This window comes from Fodinibius sp., from assembly GCF_041642155.1.
Classification (GTDB): domain Bacteria; phylum Bacteroidota; class Rhodothermia; order Balneolales; family Balneolaceae; genus Fodinibius.
Map to the genome: position 1 here is coordinate 1 of NZ_JBEPWZ010000300.1, position 3600 is coordinate 3600.

Below are 3600 nucleotides of genomic sequence, written 5' to 3' on the forward strand. Positions count from 1 at the left end.
GATATGACGTGTACCGGGGCTTTTAAATCCGAAGCTTCCACCGTGGCACAGATTATCGAGGAAGTTGCTTCAGCACGCATTACCGAGCGGGGCAACAGGACGGATGACAAGCGGGCGGAGGCTGCTATGGAAGAGCGGAAAAAGCAGGGATACTTTTAATAAAAATGGCACAGCGCATCTGAATAAAGCATTCAGGATTCAGAGCCCGAGATACGGTTATTCCGAATACAGGCTCCTGAATGCACAGCATCTGACCGGAAGAGGATTTAGAAATTAATTTAAGAATTTAACAATAGCATGAGTTCGAATACACAAGAAGCACAAAAATATCTCGATATGGATCTCCTGCGGTTTACGACGGCAGGAAGCGTGGATGACGGCAAAAGCACCCTGATCGGGCGCTTGCTCTACGATTCCAAATCCATTTTTGATGATCAGATGGAAGCGATTGAAGAATCGAGCCAGAAGAAGGGGGATGAATATACCAACCTCGCTCTCATAACGGATGGGCTGTCTGCGGAACGCGAGCAGGGCATTACCATCGACGTGGCTTACCGTTACTTTTCAACGCCCAACCGAAAGTTCATTATTGCCGACACGCCGGGACACGTCCAGTACACCCGGAACATGGTAACGGGAGCCTCGACGGCAAACCTGGCGGTCATCCTGGTGGATGCCCGCAAGGGCGTGATCGAGCAGACCTGCCGTCACTCGTTTATCGCGTCGCTGTTGCAGATTGACCATGTCGTGCTGTGTGTTAATAAAATGGACCTGGTCGACTATAGCGAAGACCGCTTCAAAGAAATCCAGGAACAGTTTCGCTCGTTTTCCTCCAAGCTGGATGTTCCCGATATCCATTATATTCCCATCAGCGCGCTTTACGGGGATAACGTGGTTGATAAATCTGAAAACATGCCCTGGTATGGCGGATCTACGCTGCTCTACACGCTCGAAAATGTACAGGTGGACAGTGATTACAATCATGTGGACAGCCGGTTTCCGGTGCAGTGGGTTACGCGCCCCCAATCGGAAGAATATCCCGATTACCGGGGCTATGCCGGTCAGGTGGCCGGCGGGGTGTTTAAGCCCGGTGACGAAATTATCGCGCTTCCCTCTGGGTTTACCAGCACGATCGATACCGTTGAAACCTATAAGAACGAAGAGGATGAGGTCTTCCAGCCGATGTCAGTTACCATGACGCTGGAGGATGAAATTGATATCAGCCGGGGCGATATGATTGCCAAGCCGGATAATCAGCCTACCGTGGGACAGGATATCGATATGATGGTTTGCTGGCTTAATAAGGAGCCGCTTGATCCGAAGGGAAAGTATGCGATCAAACATACCACCCAGGATGCCCGTTGCATCGTTAAAGAGGTGAAGTATAAAGTCAACATTAACACGTTGCATCGCGTCGAGGGGGACAAGGAGATCGGGCTGAATGATATCGGTCGTGTTCAAATTCGTACGACCAAACCTCTTTTCTACGATAGCTACAAGCGCAATCGCGTAACGGGCAGTGTTATCATCATTGATGAATACACCAATGAAACCGTAGGCGCGGGTATGATTATTTGAAAATTCTTTATCCCCCTTTTGGCTTGACCCAAAAGGGCGGAAAAGGTCAAGGCTGAGAAAACTCAGCGCCCGGCGGTTGCCGCGGCTCCGGAGAAAAATATAAACTCGCCCGACACGGTCGGGCTCAAACAAATATTTTTCCTGTTCCTCCGCCTTGCGCCCGCCACCCGGGGCACTGACTTTTCAAGGCCGTGTGTTTTTTCTCATAAAATGAGAAGCTCTTTTTAAAGGTAATTTATATATATATATAACATTATATTGTATTAAGAGAAAGAAAGCCATCCTCCGCTCAGGCGAAGAATCCTCACCCGGCGGCTTTTTTGGGGTCCGTTTATTTTCGTCGGTGAAAAAAATGGAACAACCACTTTGGTGGCATAAAAGGGCAAGTTAAAAAGAAGCTGCTGTATGCTTAATATCAATATACAGCACGATCATTGAAGCTTTCGGTATTCCGACAGGTGACTTTGATCAATATTTGAGAGCAGTTGGAAAGCTTCGAGCCTGACCTCAGGAGCCGCGTCCTCAAAGATAGCGCTTAATTCTCGGTATTTTGTGTTGAAGAACGTATCAAACAGAAAGTTGGAGGAGGTGGCCCGTTTGGCCTTCTGTATTTTTTCCAGCGCTTCCAGGATCTGCTTTCGCGCTTCCTCCGGATTTTCAACAAAACGATCCAATCCTTGCCGGTGATACTGGTATATAGCCAGTCGCAGTCCCTCATAGTTCTGGTTAAGCAGATCTGCCACCAGCTGCGCCCGGTTTCGACGGTTGACACCACTGCGTTCCCAGCCACCGGAGGGGGAGGACTGGGCTTGGGAGACGATATTCTGAGCTTGTGCAAAGTAAGGGGTGCCCCCGAGCTCATTGAAGCTGTCAAAATCGTATCCCAGAATAAGGTAGGCATAAAAGTCTAAAAAACTGGTAAATTCGTCAAACTGAAGCTGATCATGAATCAGCGTGCGATGGGGCGTAAAGGTAAAGCTCCAGTTCTCCTCGTTGTAGAAAAATAGAACCGTTTCGCGGGTCGTATTGTAAATAGGCCGGCGTGAGCGAAAAATTACCTGGGCATCGAAGTTGAAATTGTCATCTGCACTCAGTAACGTTACCTGTATATCGACCCTGACCCGTTCTTCCGCCCGGAAGTTCGTATCGGTCCAGGAATATTCATTAAGATAGGTTTCTATTTCATCAGCGAGGTTATCCAAAAAGCTGAGCGAGGTGTTGTTTACCTGGCTGCGGTCTACGGTGACATCCGCACGAATTTCCTGGCTTGCTGACTCCGGGGGGAGCAGCAGGCAGAGAGCGCAGAGAAAAAGGGAGCACCACCATTTGTCAGGGAAAAATATCTTCATCACTGCAAAGAGATAAGGGAATCATTCATTATGGAGCGTATTATACTAAAGCATCGGCATTGTTACATAACATTTTTGAAACTTCTTTTGGTCGGCGTGACCTGGATGGCAGGTCCGCCTGCAGAGCTCAGGGCGCAGGCCGTAATCGGGGCGCGCGAGCTGGCGGTGGGACAGGCGACCACGGCGCTTCCTCACAGCCCGTGGGCGGTGTTTGCCAGTCCTGCTATGATGTCGGAAAAGGAGTCCACCCTCGCCTTTTTCGGGGTCCGCTACTTTGGACTGGCGGAGATCAGCGATCTTGCGGCCTCCGTGACGTATCCTACAAAAGCAGGAGTTTTAGCCGCTGGCGCCCACCGCTATGGCTACGACCTTTTTAGTGAAAATCGCCTGCGGGCCGGCTACAAACACTCAATCCGGGGATTTCATTACGGGATTGTTCTCAATTACAGTCATGTGACCCAGGGCGGGGGATACGGTTCCGCCGGTGCGCTGGGGATTGACATCGGGCTGGCAGCCTTCATTCTTCCGGAGCTGTGGATTGCGGCCAGGGCCGTGAATGTCAACCAGCCCAGCTACGGCTCGCGTAATGACGAGGAATTACCGCGCAATCTCAGCGTGGGATTTTCTTACCGGCTTTCGGATTTGGCCCTTTTTTCAACGGAGCTGTTTAAGG

Annotated in this window: 3 protein-coding genes and 1 pseudogene; 3 read left to right on the forward strand and 1 reads right to left on the reverse strand. The window is 50.2% G+C overall.

Going from position 1 to position 3600, the window contains the following annotated elements; genetic code table 11:
• A pseudogene (locus tag ACESLU_RS13005) lies at window positions 1-159 on the forward strand (sulfate adenylyltransferase small subunit); the annotation flags it as partial.
• 138 nt (window positions 160-297) lie between these two features.
• Window positions 298-1578, forward strand: a complete 1281-nt coding sequence (cysN, locus tag ACESLU_RS13010) for a sulfate adenylyltransferase subunit CysN (protein WP_372639062.1) — start codon at window positions 298-300, stop codon at window positions 1576-1578.
• 431 nt (window positions 1579-2009) lie between these two features.
• Here the strand turns inward: cysN and ACESLU_RS13015 are convergent, their stop codons facing one another.
• Window positions 2010-2927 (reverse strand): DUF4835 family protein, encoded by a 918-nt coding sequence (locus tag ACESLU_RS13015; RefSeq protein ID WP_372639063.1) that lies wholly within the window; start codon window positions 2925-2927, stop codon window positions 2010-2012.
• A gap of 75 nt (window positions 2928-3002) precedes the next feature.
• Here ACESLU_RS13015 and ACESLU_RS13020 point away from each other — a divergent pair.
• Window positions 3003-3600 (forward strand): hypothetical protein (locus tag ACESLU_RS13020; RefSeq protein ID WP_372639064.1); only part of this gene is annotated, 598 nt, incomplete at its 3' end.

Bases quoted from the DNA above. Each gene is read 5' to 3' on its own strand.
- cysN (WP_372639062.1), top strand. From the start codon at position 298: ATGAGTTCGAATACACAAGAAGCACAAAAATATCTCGATATGGATCTC.
- ACESLU_RS13015 (WP_372639063.1), bottom strand. From the start codon at position 2,927: ATGAAGATATTTTTCCCTGACAAATGGTGGTGCTCCCTTTTTCTCTGC.